Annotated in this window: 18 protein-coding genes; 5 read left to right on the top strand and 13 right to left on the bottom strand. The window is 68.2% G+C overall.

Translation table 11 applies throughout. From position 1 onward, the window contains the following. The first annotated feature begins 11 nt into the window (after positions 1-11). Positions 12-755, top strand: coding sequence for a hypothetical protein (locus ACLJPD_RS30730; protein ID WP_410876783.1), 744 nt, complete (start codon positions 12-14; stop codon positions 753-755). 86 nt (positions 756-841) lie between these two features. Then, complete coding sequence (locus ACLJPD_RS30735) at positions 842-1,999, top strand: acyl-CoA dehydrogenase family protein (RefSeq protein WP_410876785.1); 1,158 nt, start codon at positions 842-844, stop codon at positions 1,997-1,999. A 61-nt stretch (positions 2,000-2,060) separates the two neighbouring features. Here ACLJPD_RS30735 and hisF read toward each other — a convergent pair whose 3' ends face one another. The 4 genes from hisF to ACLJPD_RS30755 all read right to left on the bottom strand — a co-directional run bounded on the left by hisF (position 2,061) and on the right by ACLJPD_RS30755 (position 5,213). Then, entirely contained in the window at positions 2,061-2,864 is an 804-nt protein-coding gene (gene hisF / locus ACLJPD_RS30740; protein ID WP_410876786.1) for an imidazole glycerol phosphate synthase subunit HisF, read from the bottom strand. A 5-nt stretch (positions 2,865-2,869) separates the two neighbouring features. After that, the gene (locus ACLJPD_RS30745) at positions 2,870-3,691 is read right to left on the bottom strand and encodes an inositol monophosphatase family protein (protein ID WP_410876788.1); all 822 of its coding nucleotides are present in this window, start codon (positions 3,689-3,691) and stop codon (positions 2,870-2,872) included. 8 nt (positions 3,692-3,699) lie between these two features. Next, entirely contained in the window at positions 3,700-4,431 is a 732-nt protein-coding gene (gene priA, locus ACLJPD_RS30750) for a bifunctional 1-(5-phosphoribosyl)-5-((5-phosphoribosylamino)methylideneamino)imidazole-4-carboxamide isomerase/phosphoribosylanthranilate isomerase PriA (RefSeq protein WP_410876790.1), read from the bottom strand. Between the two features lie 179 nt (positions 4,432-4,610). Then, positions 4,611-5,213 (bottom strand): maleylpyruvate isomerase family mycothiol-dependent enzyme, encoded by a 603-nt coding sequence (locus tag ACLJPD_RS30755; protein WP_410876792.1) that lies wholly within the window; start codon positions 5,211-5,213, stop codon positions 4,611-4,613. A 178-nt stretch (positions 5,214-5,391) separates the two neighbouring features. Here ACLJPD_RS30755 and ACLJPD_RS30760 point away from each other — a divergent pair, with 178 nt between their 5' ends. From ACLJPD_RS30760 to ACLJPD_RS30770, 3 genes are all read left to right on the top strand, one after another. Next, positions 5,392-6,630: a DUF2786 domain-containing protein gene (locus ACLJPD_RS30760; RefSeq protein ID WP_410876794.1), complete on the top strand. Its 1,239-nt coding sequence runs from the start codon at positions 5,392-5,394 to the stop codon at positions 6,628-6,630. Between the two features lie 52 nt (positions 6,631-6,682). Continuing rightward, positions 6,683-7,453 carry a helix-turn-helix domain-containing protein gene (locus ACLJPD_RS30765; RefSeq protein WP_410876796.1) on the top strand — a complete coding sequence of 257 codons (771 nt, stop codon included), beginning with the start codon at positions 6,683-6,685 and terminating at the stop codon, positions 7,451-7,453. Between the two features lie 137 nt (positions 7,454-7,590). Beyond that, positions 7,591-8,463 carry an alpha/beta fold hydrolase gene (locus ACLJPD_RS30770; protein ID WP_410876798.1) on the top strand — a complete coding sequence of 291 codons (873 nt, stop codon included), beginning with the start codon at positions 7,591-7,593 and terminating at the stop codon, positions 8,461-8,463. Between the two features lie 31 nt (positions 8,464-8,494). Here the strand turns inward: ACLJPD_RS30770 and hisH are convergent, their stop codons facing one another. The 9 genes from hisH to ACLJPD_RS30815 all read right to left on the bottom strand — a co-directional run bounded on the left by hisH (position 8,495) and on the right by ACLJPD_RS30815 (position 17,248). Further along, the gene (gene hisH, locus ACLJPD_RS30775; protein ID WP_410876800.1) at positions 8,495-9,124 is read right to left on the bottom strand and encodes an imidazole glycerol phosphate synthase subunit HisH; all 630 of its coding nucleotides are present in this window, start codon (positions 9,122-9,124) and stop codon (positions 8,495-8,497) included. After that, positions 9,121-9,735, bottom strand: coding sequence for an imidazoleglycerol-phosphate dehydratase HisB (hisB, locus tag ACLJPD_RS30780; protein ID WP_056824871.1), 615 nt, complete (start codon positions 9,733-9,735; stop codon positions 9,121-9,123). Before hisB ends, hisH begins: the two co-directional genes overlap by 4 nt. Positions 9,736-9,758: 23 nt before the next feature. After that, positions 9,759-10,886: a histidinol-phosphate transaminase gene (locus ACLJPD_RS30785; RefSeq protein ID WP_410876802.1), complete on the bottom strand. Its 1,128-nt coding sequence runs from the start codon at positions 10,884-10,886 to the stop codon at positions 9,759-9,761. After that, entirely contained in the window at positions 10,883-12,220 is a 1,338-nt protein-coding gene (gene hisD, locus ACLJPD_RS30790; protein ID WP_410876804.1) for a histidinol dehydrogenase, read from the bottom strand. Before hisD ends, ACLJPD_RS30785 begins: the two co-directional genes overlap by 4 nt. A 165-nt stretch (positions 12,221-12,385) precedes the next feature. Further along, a complete protein-coding gene (locus tag ACLJPD_RS30795) occupies positions 12,386-13,723 on the bottom strand; it encodes an ABC transporter substrate-binding protein (RefSeq protein ID WP_410876806.1) in 1,338 nt (445 codons plus the stop codon). Continuing rightward, positions 13,723-14,808, bottom strand: coding sequence for a branched-chain amino acid ABC transporter permease (locus ACLJPD_RS30800; protein WP_410876808.1), 1,086 nt, complete (start codon positions 14,806-14,808; stop codon positions 13,723-13,725). The genes ACLJPD_RS30795 and ACLJPD_RS30800 overlap by 1 nt, the downstream gene beginning before the upstream one ends. Before the next feature lie 3 nt (positions 14,809-14,811). After that, complete coding sequence (locus ACLJPD_RS30805; protein WP_410876810.1) at positions 14,812-15,690, bottom strand: branched-chain amino acid ABC transporter permease; 879 nt, start codon at positions 15,688-15,690, stop codon at positions 14,812-14,814. Positions 15,691-15,715: 25 nt separating this feature from the next. Continuing rightward, positions 15,716-16,420 (bottom strand): ABC transporter ATP-binding protein, encoded by a 705-nt coding sequence (locus ACLJPD_RS30810; RefSeq protein ID WP_410876812.1) that lies wholly within the window; start codon positions 16,418-16,420, stop codon positions 15,716-15,718. 6 nt (positions 16,421-16,426) lie between these two features. Next, positions 16,427-17,248 (bottom strand): ABC transporter ATP-binding protein, encoded by an 822-nt coding sequence (locus ACLJPD_RS30815; protein WP_410876813.1) that lies wholly within the window; start codon positions 17,246-17,248, stop codon positions 16,427-16,429. Positions 17,249-17,316 lie beyond the last annotated feature (68 nt).

Genomic DNA, 17,316 nt, shown 5'->3' on the forward strand with positions numbered 1-17,316 from the left:
CACACATGAGAATGTCAACCACTCTGGCCACGGCGGCCATGACCGCACTGGCCCTGTGCGTCGGTACCGGAATCGGCAATGCCGAGCCGGCGCCCGCCCAGACCGAGGTGCGCTACGAGGTCAGCAGGCAGGGTGACGCCGCGGTGTTGTCCACCGACGGCAAACTGCAGATCGTCGACGGCCAGCTGGTGCTCACCACCGGCGCCGACACCCCGGTCGCCGCGCTGCCGCTGACCTACCGCATGGACGACAAGGTGTTCCCGATCTCGGCCACCATCGACGGCGGCAAAGCGACCCTGACCCCGTCCAAGGAGGGCGGTACCACGGTAGCCCCGGCGACGAATCTGATCACCCAGGAGGTGGCGGCCCAGCAGATCGCGGAGTCGTTCACCCCGCGTGATCAGGCCGCGCTCGGCGTGCTCAGCCAGCGTCTCGGCGTCGGTGGCGCCGTGGCCGCCATCGTCGGCGCGGTCGTCGGCGGCGGCATCGGTTGCCTGGTCGGCGGTGCCGCGGGTGCGGCCATCGCCAGCCCGGTGATCGTGCTGCTGGTGCCGTGGGTCGGCGCCACCGTGGCCGGTTGCGTGCTCGGCGCGGCCACCCTCGGTGCGGTCGGCACGATGATCGGCCTGGTCACCGTCGGTGGTCCGCTCGCGCTGTTCTCGGCCTACCAGTACTTCTCGACCATCCTCGCGCCGTGCCCGGCCGAACTCGGTGCCTACTGCAAGGACCCCGCGGTCCCCACACCGCCGAAGTAGTCTCGCACCGCCGTCTCGCCGGCCCGCCCGATCAACTCCTCGGGCGGGCCGGCTCGTGGCCTTTTCCGGCCGGTAAGGAATCATCCATGCGCAGAACCGTTTTCGATGCCGAGCACCGCGCCTTCCGGGCGACGATGCGCGGGTTCATCGAGGCCGAGGTCGTGCCGAGTTTCAGCAAGTGGTACGACAACGGGCTGGTGCCGCGCGAATTCTATTACCGGCTGGGCGAACTCGGCATTCTCGGCATGGAGGTGCCGGCCGAGTACGGCGGCTCGGGACTCGACTCGTTCCGGTACCGGGCGGTGCTCGCCGAGGAGATCGCCCGCGCCGCTGTGTCTTTCGGCGGCGCGAGCGCGCATCTGTCGCGCTGCCTGCCGCTGATCAACAACCTGGCGACCGCCGAACAACGGCAGCGCTGGCTGCCCGGATTCGCCACCGGCGAAACGATGTTCGCGCTGGCGGTCGCCGAACCGGGCACCGGCACCGAACCCTCTGACATGCGCACCACCGCGCCGTTGTCGCTGGACGGCACCGAATATCTGCTCAACGGTTCGAAGACCTTCGTCAGCGGCGGTGTCCACGCCGACCGGGTGATCGTCTGCGCGCGGACCGCGCACCCGACCGCCGAGGAACCGACCCACGGCCTGTCGCTGCTGGTCGTCGACAGCGCCGCGCCCGGCTTTCGGGTCGGGCGCGCACTCGCCACGCTCGGCCGAAAGGTGTCCGGCACAGCCGAACTCACCTTCACCGATGTCCGGGTGCCGGTGACCGATCGGCTCGGCGACCCGCACCACGCCGACGCCCATCTCGTCGCGCAGTTGCCGCGGGAACGCCTGGCCATCGCCGTCAGCGCCCACGCGCAGGCCAGAGCCGCGGTTCGGTTCGCGCACCGCTTCACCACCGACCACACCCCGTCGACCCACTCGGCGGCGAGCTTCCAGAACACCGCTTTCGAACTGGCCGCCTGCCGCGCCGAGGTGGACGCTATCGAGGCAGTGGTCGACCGTGCCCTCGCCACCAACGACCGCGGCGACCTGACCCCCGCCGACGCGGCCTCGGCCAAACTGTTCTGCACCGAGTCGGCGGGCCGAGTGATCGACCGCTGCCTCCAATTACACGGCGGCGTCGGCTATCTCGCGGACTCCCCCATCGCCCGCCTCTACGCCGACCACCGGATCGACCGCATCCTCGGCGGCACCAGCGATGTCCTGCGCACGATCATCGCCGCCGAGATGGGGCTGTGACGCCGCACTCACCCAATTGCCGCGCGCATCCGATCACCGAGCGGTCGGGGCCGAGCTGAGGTCAGCGGACGGTGATGCCGTCCGCTCGCATCGCGTCCTTGACCTGCCCGATGGTGAGGTCGCCGAAGTGGAAGACGCTCGCGGCCAGTACCGCGTCGGCGCCGGCGTGGACGGCGGGCGGGAAGTGTTCGATCGCGCCCGCACCGCCGCTGGCGATCACCGGTACGCGCACCGCGGCGCGGACCGCGGTGATCATCGGCAGGTCGAAACCGGCCTTGGTGCCGTCGGCGTCCATCGAGTTCAGCAGGATCTCGCCCACACCCAGTTCGGCGCCGCGGATGGCCCATTCGACGGCGTCGATGCCGGTGCCGCGCTTGCCGCCGTGGGTGGTGACCTCCCAGCCGGAGGGGGTGTCGGGCTGACCGTCGGGCACGGTGCGCGCGTCGACCGAGAGCACGATGCACTGGGCGCCGAATCGCTGCGACATCTCGAACAGCACTTCGGGGCGGGCGATGGCGGCGGTGTTCACCGACACCTTGTCCGCACCCGCGCGCAGCAGCCGGTCGACGTCGTCGACCGTGCGCACACCGCCACCGACAGTGAGCGGGATGAAGATCTGTTCGGCGGTGCGGGTCACCACGTCGAGCATGGTGCCTCGGTCGCCGGTCGAGGCGGTGACGTCGAGGAAGGTCAGTTCGTCGGCACCCTGGGCGTCGTAGGTCGCGGCCAGTTCCACCGGGTCGCCCGCGTCGCGCAGGTTCTGGAAGTTGACGCCCTTGACCACGCGGCCCGCGTCGACGTCCAGGCACGGGATCACCCGGACCGCCAAGGTGCTCGGCGCGGTGCTGTCGGTGCGCGGTGTCATGGGGTTCACCCTCGTTCTTCTTCGCTGACGGTGCAGATCATTTCCAGCAGTTCTCGGTGCACGCCCGGCGCGGCGGCGAGCACCGAACCGGAGGTGATCGTCCACGGCGCACCGGCCAGGTCGGTGACCACGCCACCCGCGGCCCGCACCAGCGCGACTCCGGCCGCGTTGTCCCACGGATGATGTCCGAACACGACCGCACCGCCGAGCGCACCGGAGGCGGTGAAAGCCAGGTCGATACCGGTCGCGCCGTGCATGCGCATCCGCGAGGAGAGCCGGCTCAACGCCCCGAGCAGGTCGAATCGGAACTGTCCGGGGATGCGGCCCGCCGAGTCGAGGTTGAAGGCACCGAACCCGATCATCGAGTCGGAGAGCTTGGCCGGTTCCAACGGCGGCAACGCCACGCCGTCGAGGTACACCGGCCCACCGGTCACCGCGGCGTAGCGGCGCCCGAGCATGGGCAGCCAGGTCAGCCCGATCACCGGTTCGCCCTCGTGCACCAGCGCCAGCAGGGTGCCCGACATGGGGTGGCCGGAGGAGTAGTTGAAGGTGCCGTCGATCGGGTCGAGCACCCAGGCCGTGCCGGAGGTGAGCGCGGGCCCGCCGAATTCCTCGCCGTGCACCGCGATCCCGGTGCGCTGCTCTAGCTCGGCGGAGATGGTGCGCTCCAGCTCGAGATCGAGTTCGGTGGCGAAGTCGTTGCGGCCCTTGGTCACTGCGCTCGGCGCGCCGAGTCCTTCGACGAAACGCGGCACCACCGCGTCCAGAATCTGGGTGGCGACGGTCAGCAGATCGGTCAGTTCGGCGGTGCTCGGCGCGGCGTTCATCAGCGGGGTCAGCGCACCGCGGCCAGAGCTTCGGGCAGGGTGAACCGGCCCGCGTACAGCGCCTTGCCGATGATCGCGCCCTCCACACCGTCGTCGGTCAGGCCCGCGATGGCGACGAGATCGTCGAGCACCGAGATTCCACCGGACGCGATCACCGGCGCCTCGGCGGCATTGGCGACCTCACTCAGCAGTTCGAGGTTCGGGCCGGTCAGCGTGCCGTCCTTGGAGACGTCGGTGACGACGTAGCGGGCACAACCGTCGCGCTCGAGTCGTTCGAGCACCTCCCACAGGTCGCCACCGTCGGTCACCCAACCGCGCCCACGCAGCCGCCACTGCCCGTCGATCTGCTTGACGTCGAGCCCGACCGCGATCCGGTCCCCGTACTCACCGAGTACGCGCGCGCACCACTGCGGATCCTCGATCGCCGCCGTACCGATGTTGACTCGCGCGCATCCGGTGGCCAGCGCCGCCTTCAGCGAATCGTCGTCGCGGATACCGCCGGACAGCTCGACCTTGACATCGAGCTCACCGACTACCCGAGCGATCAGTTCCCGGTTGCTCCCCTTACCGAAGGCAGCGTCCAGATCCACCAGATGCACCCACTCGGCCCCCGCCTGCTGCCACGCCAACGCCGCGTCCCGCGGCGACCCATAACTCGTTTCGCTACCGGCCTCCCCTTGCACAAGGCGCACGGCCTCACCATTGGCGACATCGACAGCGGGCAACAGCACAAGACTCACGTGACCAGACTAGTAGGTCTGTCCCGGTGTCTCCGCAACGGTCCGCCGCTGCGCCGTGCCGCCCCGTCGGCGCGGGATCACGCCCAGCCGGTCGGCCGCGGTCGACTCGCGCACGCGGCGACGGCGGCGGAATCGAACAGGCCGCGCTTGGCACTTCCGCGCGATCTCGTCGAGAGGAGTCAGGACAGGCGGCGACGGAGTTCGGGGAGGCCGTCGCCGGTGAGGTCGTCGAGGGCGACGGTGCGGCCGACCACGGCCAGGGCGATGGCCTCGCCTGGGCCGCGGATCTCCGGGCCGGTGCCCGAGGACCATGCGACGTCGGTGGCCGCGAAGCGCAGGCCCTTGGTGTATCTGCCGGGGAAGGCGAAGGGGTCCGGGTAGGACAGCACCGCGGTGAGGCGATCGGCGGGGATGGTGCGGGGGCGGCCGAGCGGGCGGCGGATGTCCTGGTGGTGGACCACCAGGTCGGACAGCATCAGCCGGGGTGAGAGCTTGGACAGTCGACCCGACTCGTTGTCGAGCTTGTCCACCAACTGCGCGGTCGGTAACGCCGAGAACGATTGCGCGATCGCGTTATTGGTTCGATTCACCGAACCGAGGCTCTTCACCACCACTCCCGCATAACGCAGCGGGCTCAGTGTGTCCTGCAGCAGATGCGCGACGACATCGCGCACCCGCCACCCCGCGCACAGCGACGGCGTCTCCCACTCCTGCTCGCTCAGTCCCCGCAGCAGTGCGACCAGTTCGGCCCGTTCCTCGATCAACATCCCCCGATAGCTCATACCGCCACCTTATGTGGGCCCGCGGTGCGCCGAATCCACCCGCAGTCGGATTTTTGTTGGGCCGGAAACGACTACGCCGCGTGGTCAGCGGCGATCGAACGACCCGCGACGCGGCGGCATGCTGCGCCAGGACGATGCGGGACAATGGACGGCCGCGACTTCCACGAACAGGACCCTCTTGGCCAAGCAGAATCGTCGACATCGCACCGGTCGTAAACCGGCAGCCGCACCCGAGCTTCCGGTCGACGCCGCCCGCTCGGGTGACCTGACACAGGTCGCCGACGCGATCGCGACCGTCGCCTTCCTCGCCGCCCGAGGCGACAAGAACGCGATCGAGCGGTTCGTCGAACAGGTGGCCGGCACGGAGCTGGCTCCCGGAATTCGGTCGGCCGGACAGCGAATCATCGCTCGCGCCTTCGAGTTCGGCTGGTTGCCGACCGACATCCACGAGGCGGCCCGCAGGCGGGTGGACGAGTTCGCGATCGCCTATCTCACCGACCTGATGGCCGAATACCGCGCCGGTTTCCCCGCCGAATCCGTCGACGAGATCTGGCAATCGCAACTGGACGAGCTCGATGCCACGGTGTGGTGGACATCCGAGCGCCCCCACCTCGAACAGTGGGCCGACCGTGCGCTTCTCACCGCCGAAGAGGCCCTCACCACAGCCATCGGCGCGCTGGCTCTGCTGATCCAACTCCCACAACTCGAGCGGATCGCCCCACTCCCCGGCACCCGCCGCCGAACCACCCACCACCACGTCGACGAGAAGACCCTCGGCCGAGTCCGCGGTCTCCTGGCCAAAGCCGAGTCCACTTCCTTCGCCGAGGAGGCGGAAACCCTTTCCGCCAAGGCGCAGGAACTCATGACCAAATACGCGATCGACCGTGCCCTGCTCGACACCCGAGGCAGCGACCCCGATCTCCCGGCCGCCCGCCGCATCTGGCTCGAAACCCCCTACACCGACGCCAAAGCCCTGCTCATCGACATGGTCACCCGAGCCAACCGCTCCCGTGCGATCTTCGTAGCCGACTGGGGTTTCGTCACGGTTGTCGGCGACGACACCGACCTCGACGCCGTGGAAATCCTGTCCACCTCCCTGCTCGTCCAAGCCACCCGCACCATGATCGACAACGCCACCACCGAGGAAGCCCGCTCCCGCCACTACCGCAAAGCGTTCCTCACCGCCTATGCCACCAGAATCGGCGAACTCCTCACCAGGGCCGCCGAAGCAACCATCGCCGACTCCCCCGACCCCACCCACCTACTCCCCGCCCTCGCCTCCCACCGACAACGAGTGGACAAGGCCTTCGACACCTACTTCCCCACCGCCCGCTCCCGCGGCATCACCATCCGCAGCGCCGAAGGCTGGACCGCGGGCACCGAGGCCGCCGACCGAGCCCACTTCGACAACCACTGACCCTGACCGATCGTTGCCAGGCCGACGTAGTCTCGATGGTGTGCGGCCGATCATGTCCGAACGCGAGCTCGATGTCGGCTGGGACCTGGCGCGGTCGACGGCGATGGCGGGCGTCCACATCGACGGGTTTCGCGATCGTGGGTCCATGGGCTGCGATCTGCGCATTTTCGCTCGGCCGGAGGTCACTGTGGTGATCCAGTTCGGGGACAGTCCGCTGACCGTGGCAGGCCCCGACCAAGCCTCCGTCGACGGGCTGGTCGCCGGGCTCGTTCCCGGCATTCGTCATGTCCGCGCGGAGCGCGTCGAATGCGTCGAGTTGCGCCTGTCGCCGATCATCGCCTACCGCTTGCTCGGTGTCGCGCCTGCCGACCTGGACGGCAAGTTGGCCGGGCCGGGTGATATCTGGGGTTCGGCTGTACCGCTGCTGCGCGAGCAATTGTCCGAAACAACAACATGGACAGAGAGATTCGCGGCGACGGCGAAGTTTCTCGCCACGCGGGAAACGACCAGGACGGCCGATCCCGAGGTCGCCGCGTGCTGGCAACGGATCGTCACGGACAAGGGCGCCGTGCGGGTCAGGGAGCTGGCCGAACTGACCGGGTGGAGTCGTCAACGCGTGTGGTCGAGGTTCACCGCGCAGGTCGGTGTCACCCCCAAGCGAGCCGCGATGGTGGTCCGATTCCGGTGCGCGTTCGATCTGCTGTCGGCGGGCCGATCCGCCGCCGAAGTCGCTGTGGCATGCGGCTATTCGGATCAATCCCACCTGCACCGCGACATGTCGGCCTTCGCCGGTGTCACCCCCGGCGCGCTCGCGGCGACCTGACGCCGAACATTTGTCCAAGACGCCGACCGGACTCGCCGCCGACAGTTGTCACATGAGCAATTTCCAGGGACTCGAGCGGCGGATCCGCGGCCGAACAACGCGTCGCCGCCGCCTACGGACTGACGATCACCGAACACATGCTGACGCTGGGCGAACCAACGGTTCGTGTCCTGACAGCCGGCGAGGGCGAGCCGTTGATCCACATCAACGGCATCTCAGCGCCCGCCATGGGCATGGCACCGCTGATCGCCGGGCTGCCCGACTTCCGCCACATCCTGATCGACCTGCCCGGCCACAGCCTCGCCCCGCCCTACACCTGGCAAGGCCGCACAGTCCGCGAACTGGCGGTCGACGTGGTCACCGGAACTCTCGACGCACTGAACATCGAGCAGGCCGCGTTCGTCGGCAGCTCCCTTGGCGGCCTGTTCACCCTCTGGACGATGCTCGACGCACCCGACCGTGTATCGCGAGCGGCGATCGTCGCCACCCCCGCCACCGCCTTGCCCGGATCCCGTACCATCGCGGAGTTCGATTCCCTGACCTCTCCGATCCGTGGACGACTCGACGAGATCATGATGCGACTGCCGTCCCCTCGGTTCATCGCGCGTTTCGCACTCACCGAGGCAATCGGCGCCAGGGCGGCACGCGCGCTGTCGGACGACATGCTCGACCTGCACCGCCTACCACTGCGCCTACCAGGGCAAGCCGCGTCCTACCGAGCTCTCCTGTGTCGGCTGATCGAGGGCCGGATCCCGCGCCCCGAAAACGTCCTCACCGACGACGAACTCGCCCGCATCGACACCCCGACGCTGTTCGTCTGGGGCGAAGACGACGTCTTCAGCTCACCCGACCGGGCACGACCATCCGTGGCGAAGATCCCCGGCGCGCACCTGGTCGTCGTCCCCGGCGGGCACGGTCCTTGGTTCGACGACGCGACCCGCTGTGCGACACCGGTCCGTGAGTTCCTATCGGTCGCGCCGGTCCCGGAACAGGAACGAGACCGCGCCTGATCACGCCATCGCGCCGATTGTCGCCGACGGACTACAGCGACCCGATCCAGTTGCGCAACAACTGCGCACCCGCGTCGCCGGACTTCTCCGGGTGGAACTGGGTGGCCGAGAGCGGTCCGTTCTCGACGGCGGCCAGAAACGGCACGCCGTGTTCGGCCCAGGTGAGCTTCGCGGGCGCGATGTGCTCGTTGTCGGGCAGTTCCCACTGCTGGGCGGCGTAGGAGTGAACGAAGTAGAAGCGGGTGTCGGCGTCCATGCCGGCGAACAGGGTGCTGTCGGCGGGGGCTTTCACCGTGTTCCAGCCCATGTGCGGGAGGACAGGGGCGTCCAGACCGGCGACCGTGCCCGGCCACTCACCACACCCGTCGGTCTCCACCCCGAACTCCACCCCGCGGTCGAACATGACCTGCATTCCGACGCAGATGCCGAGCACGGGACGTCCGCCGGCGAGACGCTGGCCGATCATCCGGTCACCGCGCACCGCGAGCAGCCCGGCCATGCAGGCCGCGTACGCGCCGACACCGGGGACGACGAGGCCGTCGGCGGCCAAGGCGGCGGTGGGGTCGGCCGTGACTTCCACCTGCGCACCGGCACGCACCAGCGCACGCTCGGCGGAGTGCAGATTGCCGGAGCCGTAGTCCAGCAGCACCACGGTTTTCACAGCACGCCCTTCGTGGACGGCACACCACTGACCCGGGGGTCGATTTCGACGGCGGCGCGCAGAGCCCGTGCGACAGCCTTGAATTCGGCCTCGGTGATGTGGTGCTGGTCGCGGCCGTAGAGCACCCGCACGTGCAGCGCGATGCGGGCGTTCTGCGCGATCGACTCGAAGACGTGCTTGTTCAGCACGGTCGAGTAGGAAGCGCCGGGACCCGCGCTCGGAATGATGGTGTGCACCAGGTGTTCCGGCTCGCCGGTGAACACACAGTACGGCCGGCCGGACACGTCGACGGCGGCGTGCGCGAGGGTCTCGTCCATCGGGATGAACGCGTCGCCGAAGCGGCGGATGCCCTTCTTGTCGCCCAGCGCCTGCCCGAGCGCCTGGCCCAGCACGATCGCGGTGTCCTCGACCGTGTGGTGCGCTTCGATCTCGATGTCGCCCTCGGCCCGCACGACCAGGTCGAACCCGGCGTGCGCACCCAGCGCGGTCAGCATGTGGTCGTAGAACGGCACACCGGTGGAGATCTCGGTCTGCCCGGTGCCGTCGAGGTTCAATTCGACGAGGATGCTCGATTCTTTGGTGACGCGTTCCACCCGCGCTGTTCTGCTCATGATGTGTTCCTCCACAGGTGGATTCAGTGAGTAAGGTCGGTGCCTGCGATATCGCGGCTCACGCGCAGGAATTCGTCGTTCTCCAGCGCGAGGCCGATGGTGGCGCGCAGGTAACCGGGGATGCCGACATCGCGGATCAGCACGCCCGCGTCGAGGTAGTGCTGCCACGCGGCGCCCGCATCGGGGAACCGGCCGAACAGCACGAAGTTGGCGTCGCTGGGGATCACGTCGAAACCGAGCGAGGCCAGTGCGGCCGCGACCCGATCACGCTGGGCCGCCAGTTCGGCGACGCTGCCGAGAGTTTCGTCAGCGTGCCGCAGAGCCGCGCGCGCGGCGGCCTGGGTGACCACCGACAGGTGATACGGCAGGCGCACCAGCAGGATCGCCTCGATCACCGCGGGCGAGGCGGCCAGGTAACCCAGGCGCCCGCCCGCGAACGCGAACGCCTTGCTCATGGTGCGGGTGACCACGAGCTTGGTCGGGAACCGGTCGATCAATGTGATCGCACTCGGTGCCGCCGAGAACTCGCCGTACGCCTCGTCCACCACGACGATGCCGGGCGCGGCGACGAGAATCCGCTCGAGCTCGTCGATCGCGATGCTGTGCCCGGTCGGGTTGTTGGGGCTGGTCACGAACACCACATCGGGCCCGCGTTCGACGATCTGCGCCACCGCGTAGTCGATATCGAGCGAGAAGTCGCCGCTGCGCTCGGCCTCGACCCACTCGGTGTCGATGCCCTCCGAGATGATCGGGTGCATCGAGTACGAGGGCACGAAACCCAGTGCGCTGCGGCCCGGTCCGCCGAACGCCTGCAACAGCTGCTGCAGAATCTCGTTGGAGCCGTTGGCCGCCCACACATTCGCCGTGTCGACAGCGACACCGGTCTGGCGCGTCAGATACTCGGCCAGGTCGTGCCGCAGGGCGACGGCATCCCGATCCGGGTACCGATGCAGGTCCGCGGCGGCGGCCCGCACCGCTTCGGCGACATCGTCGATCAGTGCCCTGCTCGGTGGGTGCGGGTTCTCGTTGGTATTGAGCTGCACCGGCACCGTCAATTGCGGTGCGCCATAAGCAGACTTGCCCCGTAGATTGTCACGCAGCGGTAGTTGGTCCAGGGTCGCCGAAGCGCCGGGCACGGTGGGAGTGCTCACGACAGCGCCTCGAAACGCGCCTGCACAGCCTGACCGTGCGCGGGCAGATCCTCGGCATCGGCAAGAGCCACAACGTGTCCCGCGACATCCTTCAACGCCGCTTCGGTGTACTCCACGATGTGGATGCCACGCAGGAACGTCTGCACGCTCAGCCCCGAGGAGTGCCGCGCACAGCCCGCGGTCGGCAGCACGTGGTTCGAGCCGGCGCAGTAGTCGCCCAGGCTGACCGGTGCCCACGGCCCCACGAAAATCGCACCCGCACTGCGCACTCGCGCGGCGACAGCGGCGGCGTCGACGGTCTGGATCTCGAGGTGCTCGGCGGCATAGGCGTCGACAACCCGCAGACCCTGTGCGATGTCGTCGACGAGCACGATCCCGGACTGCTTGCCGCGCAACGCTTCTCGCACCCGATCGTGGTGCTTGACCACAGCCAGTTGCGCATTCACCGCGGCCTCGACCGCATCCGCCAGTGCGGGAGAGTCAGTGACCAGCACACTCGCGGCGAGCACATCGTGCTCGGCCTGACTGATCAGATCGGCGGCCACGTGCACCGGATCGGCGGTGGCGTCCGCCAGCACGGCGATCTCGGTGGGGCCTGCCTCGGCGTCGATGCCGACCAGCCCACGGCACAGCCGCTTGGCCGCGGTGACGTAGATATTGCCCGGCCCGGTGATGAGATCGACAGGCTCGAGCGCTCCACCATCGGTATCGACACCGCCGTACGACAGCAATGCCACCGCCTGCGCGCCACCGACAGCCCACACCTCGTCAACGCCGAGCAGCGCGGCGGCCGCCATGATCGTCGGGTGCGGTAGTCCACCGAACTGCGCCTGCGGCGGCGAGGCCACCACCAGCGACTCGACCCCCGCGGTTTGCGCCGGGACCACATTCATCACCACCGAGGAGGGGTACACAGCGTTGCCACCGGGCACATACAGCCCGACCCGCTCCACCGGCAGCCACTTCTCGGTGACGGTGCCACCGGGCACGACCTCGGTCACCGTGTCGGTGCGCCGCTGATCGGCGTGCACCTTCCTGGTCCGCTCGATCGCCACCTCGAGTGCGGCGCGCACGGCCGGATCCAGCTCAGCGAGGGCTCTGGCCAGCTCGGCGCCAGGCACCCGCACCACCGCGGGGCGCACGCCGTCGAACTTCTCGCTGTAATCCAGCGCCGCCGCCGCACCCCGATCGCGAATATCCTCGACGACCGGCCGCACATGATGCAGCACCGAGTCCACGTCGACTCCGCCACGCGGCAGCGCGGTGCGCAGCTCGGCAGTGGAAGGAGTACGACCGCGCAGATCGACGCGGGCGAGCTCGATGCGGGAAGTCATATCGGGGTACGGTCCTGTTCTGTGCTGGGCTCGGGTCAGCTACCAGCCTAATGGTCGCCCGCCATCGCTTTTCCAGCACATCCTCCCCGACCGCGTCGGTTCGTCCCCGGTAGCGAACAGACAGCGGACCCGGCCACGATCACCGGGTCCGCTGTCGATCGCTACCTACTTCGCCGCGGGAACGTCCGGGATCCCGTTCGCGGTCGGTTTGTCCTGGTCCGCGCCGGAGTTGTCCTGGGTGATCGGGGTGTCACCGCCGCCGGTCACCAGCACCGGAGTGAGCGGCTCGAGCGCGCCGGCCTTGATCTGGGCCACGCGCACCCCTGACATCCCCAGGTGATTGTCTTCCGAGAACCGCAACGGCGCCAGCCCCGGCCCGTCGAAGTCGGCGCCGACCTTCTCGATCGCCGCCACGATGCCCTCGCGGGTCGGTTTGGTTCCGGCCGCCTGCAATGCCTGCACGAAGGTGTAGGCCTGTGCCATGCCGTAGACGTGGTAGCCGGTGAGCTCACCCTGCTGGCCACTTTCCTTCCACACCTTGCGCCACAGATCCGTCCACGGATCACCCGCGGCGTCGGGGTCGGCCACGTAGGAGGTGGTCATCACGCCGTCGAGCATTCCGCCCGCACCCCCGACCGCTCCTTCGGAGAAGCGGGCGAGCAGCGAGCCGACCAGCCCCGGGTCGGAGCCCACATTGCTGTAGAACCAGGACGGTTTGTAGTTGAGCTTGAGCGAGCCGAGCTGGCTCAACGCCGTGTAGGAGGGGACGTTGAAGCCCACCACCAGATCCGCTCCGGCGGCCTGCAACGCGGCGATCTGGGGGCCGATGTCGGTGTTGCCGGGGGTGTAGCGAACGGCCTGGACGACCTGGTTCTTGATGTACTGATTGATGCCCTTCTCGCCGTCGGCGCCGAGGTCATCGGCCTGCAGGAACAAGCCGACCTTCGCGTTCGGCTTGTTCTTCTTGATCCAGTCGCCGATGATCTTGCCCTCGACCTCGTAATCGGGCTGCCAACCGAAGGTGAACGGCTTCTTGTCCACCGCATCACCCCAGGCCAGCGACCCGGAGGACACGAACAGGTCGGGTACCTTCTCGCTGTTGAGGAAGTCGACCACCGCGCTGTGGGTGGGGGTGCCGAGCCCGCCGACGATCGCGAAGACCTGGTCCTTGAGCACCAATTCGTTGACCACGCGGCTGGTGTTGGTCGGGTTGTAGGCGTCGTCGCGGGCGAGGAACTCGATCGCACGCCCGTTCACGCCACCCTGTTTGTTGACGTAGTCGTAGTACGCCTGGTGGCCGACGGGGATCTCGCTGTAGCCGGGCGCCGCGACGCCGGTGAGCGGGAAATGACCGCCGATCTTGATGCTGGTGTCGGTGACGCCGACGCTGGATTCGGCACCGCCGTCACCGGCTCGTTCCGCACCCGCACCGCAAGCCACCAGCGACGTTGCCGTCGCGCAGGCACAGGTGGTCAAGGCCACCCGTTTCATCCATGTCTTCATCACTGCCGAATCTCCTTCGAACCGGGTTGATCGTTACGGATCTGGGCTTGGTCATCGCGAGGCTGCGATCGCCTTCTCAGCAGTGCGCCGACGATGCCGACGAGACCGGTCGGCGCCAGCAGGATGACCGCGATGGTGGTGAGCCCGTAGATGAGCGGGGTCAGCTCAGCTGCCTGGATGTCGGTCAACCCGGCGCTCGAGCCGAGGTCGGTGACGGCGGGCGGCAGGTAGGTGAGCAGCGCCGCGCCGATCAGCGCGCCGACGAGGCTGCCGAGCCCGCCCAGCACGATCGCGCTGAGCAGCAGCAGCGAGAGCGTGAGCGGAAACCCGCTCGGCGCGGTGATCCGCACCGACAGCGCCATGATCGCGCCCGCCAGCCCCGCGCACGCGGTGCTGACGACGAAACTCTGGATCCTGGTGCGGCCCAAATTGATTCCGGCCAGCGACGCGGCGACCTCATCGTCGCGCACCGCCCGCCAGCGCCGCCCGACCCGGCCCGCCGACAGGTTCGCCAGCAGCACGAACACCACGACCAGACAGAACCAGCCGAGGTAGGCCATGTACTTGCTCACCGACATCTCGTTGCCGGTCAGAAAGAACGCCAGGTCGCCGAGCCAGTCCGGAACATCAGGGGCGCGCACGTTCAAACCCTGTTCGCCGCCGAGGAATTCGTCGAAGTAGATGGCCAACCCCGGTACCCCGATGGCCAGAGCCAACGTGGCTCCCGCTACATAGGGACCGTGCAGCCGAGCTGCCGCCACCCCGACCACCCCGCCGATCACCGTCGTCACCACGGTCGCGACCACCAGCACTACGAGAATCGGTGTGTCCGAGGCTTTCTGGAGCACGACCGCGGTGGTGTAGGCGCCGATCGCCAGGAACGCGCCGTGCCCCAGCGACAATTGCCCGTTGAGACCGGTCAGCATCGTCAGCCCGCCCGCGGCGATGGCCAGGTAGGCCATCGACGCCAACTGCACAGACCCGTAGTCGCTCGCCGATTCCACCACGACGACGATCGCGACGATGCCGAGCAGCGCCAGCGTCAGATGCCGCAGCAGCACAGATGTCCTCAAGGTGCGCAACATGATTCAGACCTTCCTGGTCGCGGTCCGCGAGAACAGACCGCCGGGGCGCGCCAGCAGCACCACCAGCAAGATGACCAGCGAGGCCAGCGGTACCAGTTCCGAACCCACATAGCCGCTGACGAAGCTCAATCCCAACCCCAGCAGTAGGCCGCCGACGACCGCGCCGAGCGGGCTCTCCAGCCCGCCGATCACCGCGGCGACGAAACCGAACACCACCACCGAGTCCATGAACGCCGGATACACCAAACTCCCGCCGGCGATGAGGAGTCCGGACAGGGTGCCCGCCAGCGCGGCCAACGCCCAGCCCAACGTGAGCATCCGGTTGACCTTCACCCCGAGCAGCCGCGCGACCTCCGGGCTGAACGCCGCGGCCCGCATCTTCAGTCCGACATCGGTGAACCGGAACAACGCGGCCATCAGCACCATCACGATCAGCACCGACACGATCGTGAAGACACCGAAACCGGTGAGCGCGATGTTGAAGTCGCCGATCTGGAACCCGCGCAACCCGAACGGCGCGGGAAAGGAGCGGTACCGAGTGCCGAAGACGATGGCCGCGATCGCGTGGATCACGATGAACAAGCCGAGCGTGACGATGACCGCGTTGATATCGGGCTTGCCCTCCACCGGCCGGATGACGACTCGTTCGGTCACCGCACCGAGCAGGAAGCCACAGGCCAGGGCCGCGAAAAACCCTATCCAGTAGGAGTATCCGGCGTCGATGATCACGAGCGCGACATACACAGTCACCATCGCCATCGGCGCCTGCGCGAAGTTCACGATCCGGGTGGATCGCCAGATGAGTACCAGAGCCAGTGCGAAAGCCGCGTAGATCGCGCCCGAACTGATGCCGGTGAGCGTGATGTTCACCAATTGCTGCACGAGAGGTCCTAACCGAAAGTGCTTCTCAGAAACCGAGATACGCGTGGCGGAGTTGGTCGTCGCCGGCGAGGGTCGCGGCGGAGTCGCAGACGACGACTTTCCCCAGGTTGAGCACAACGCCCTGGTCGGCGATGGACAATGCGCTGCGAGCGTTCTGCTCCACCAGCAGGATCGTGAGCCCCTCTGTTTCCACCAGACCGCGCAGGAGATCGAAGATCTCGGCGACCACGCGTGGGGCGAGGCCGAGCGACGGTTCGTCGAGCAGCAGCATGGTGGGGTCGGCCATCAGCGCACGGCCGATCACCAGCATCTGCCGCTGCCCACCCGAGATGGCGCCCGCGGTCTGGTCGCGACGCTCGGCGAGCATCGGGAACAGGGTGTACACCCGGTCGAGATCGACCGTCCGTGACTTGTCGCGTCGACCGAGCGCACCGAGCCGAAGATTCTCCGCCACGGTCAATTCCGTGATCACCCCGCGCCCTTCGGGCACATGGGACAGGCCGAGCGCGGACATGTTCTCGGCCGGGGTGCGGGTCAGGTCGCGGCCGTCGAGCGACACGGTGCCGCGCTCCGCGCGGACCAGACCCGAAATCGTCCGCAGGAGCGTGGTCTTGCCCGCACCGTTGGCGCCGAGCACCGCCGTGACCTGTCCGTGCGGCACGGTGATCGTGACGTCGTGCAGTGCGCGTACCGCGCCGTAGGTGACGCTGAGGTTCTGGATCTCGAGCATCGCCACTCACCGTTCCCGAGTGTCGGCCGAGGTCGAACGGTGAACTTCCTCACCGAGATACGCGGTGATCACCGCGGGATCCTCCCGCACCTGCGCGGGCGTTCCGCAGGCGATGAGCTTGCCGAAGTTCAGCACCGCGATGCGGTCGCAGACGCTCATCACGAGGTCCATGTGGTGTTCGACGAGCATGACCGACATCCGTTGCGCGAGCTGACCGATGAGTTCACCGAGCTCGTCCATCTCCGCGTTGGACAGCCCGCTGGCCGGTTCGTCGAGCAGAAGCAGCTGTGGTTCGCAGGCCAGCGCCCGCGCCAGCGCGACGCGTTTGCGGACGGGATAGGGCAGGCTGCTCGGAAGTCGATGGGCCACATCGGCGATGCCGAGTTCGGCCAACACGCCCATGGCACGCTCACGCAGCGCGCGCTCGTCTCGCGAGCCGACCGCGAACAGCCCCGCAAGGAAGCCGGCACCGGCGTGCCGGTCCGCGCCGATCACGACATTGTCGAGGACGGTCATGTGATCGAACAGCCCGAGCCCCTGCAGAGTTCGGGCGATGCCGAGCCCGGCCAGCTGATGCGGCCGCAGTCCGGTCAGTTCGGCGCCCTGCCACCGCAGCGCCCCGTGGTCGGGGCGGACGAACCCACACGCGACATTGAACAGGGTCGTCTTGCCCGCCCCGTTCGGGCCGATCACGCCGAGCACCTGTCCCGGCGCGATGTCCAGCGAAACATCCGACAGCGCCACCAGCCCGCCGAACGAGATCGAGATCCCGCTCATGGCGAGCACGGCCGACGGCGGGTCAGATATCTCCGATACCGCAAGACTCATAGCACTTCCCTCTTACTACTGGCGCCAGACTGACTCGGGCTCAACCTTTTAGAACCCTCGACCAGCCA

It is taken from the genome of Nocardia sp. A7 (genome assembly GCF_046549215.1).
Classification (GTDB): Bacteria; Actinomycetota; Actinomycetes; order Mycobacteriales; family Mycobacteriaceae; genus Nocardia.